The sequence below is a fragment of the Mesorhizobium sp. M1A.F.Ca.ET.072.01.1.1 genome, assembly GCF_004023325.1.
Classification (GTDB): domain Bacteria; phylum Pseudomonadota; class Alphaproteobacteria; order Rhizobiales; family Rhizobiaceae; genus Mesorhizobium.
Genome location: NZ_RZSF01000738.1, coordinates 1 through 446, shown reverse-complemented (window position 1 = coordinate 446; position 446 = coordinate 1). Strand labels below are relative to the sequence as shown.

Here is a 446-nt window from a genome sequence, read left to right as displayed (position 1 = left end):
TGATCGCCGGCGCCGGCGTCGTCGGCGTCGCCGTGGGTTTTGGCGCGCAAACCATCGTCAAGGACGTGATCTCAGGCGTGTTTTATCTGCTCGACGATGCGTTTCGCGTCGGCGAATACATTTCATCGGGCAGCTACAGGGGTACGGTGGAGAGCTTTTCGCTGCGCTCGGTGAAGCTGCGGCACCATCGCGGCCCGCTGTTCACAATACCGTTCGGTGAACTCGGAGCCGTCCAGAACCAGAGCCGCGACTGGGTTACCGACAAATTCAACATCACCGTCGGCTATGACACCGACATCGACTTCGCTCGTAAGCTGATCAAGCGCATCGGCCTGGAACTGGCGGAAGACCCCGAATTCAAAAACTGGGTGATCGAACCGATCAAGATGCAGGGCGTACAGGAGTTCGGTGAGTACGGCATCGTCTTGAGGGTCAAGGTCACAACC

At 58.5% G+C, this 446-nt stretch carries 1 protein-coding gene; it reads left to right on the top strand.

Going from position 1 to position 446, the window contains the following annotated elements:
* The coding region (locus tag EOA32_RS37800) for a mechanosensitive ion channel family protein (RefSeq protein ID WP_145971536.1) at positions 1-446 on the top strand (446 nt) is incomplete at both ends.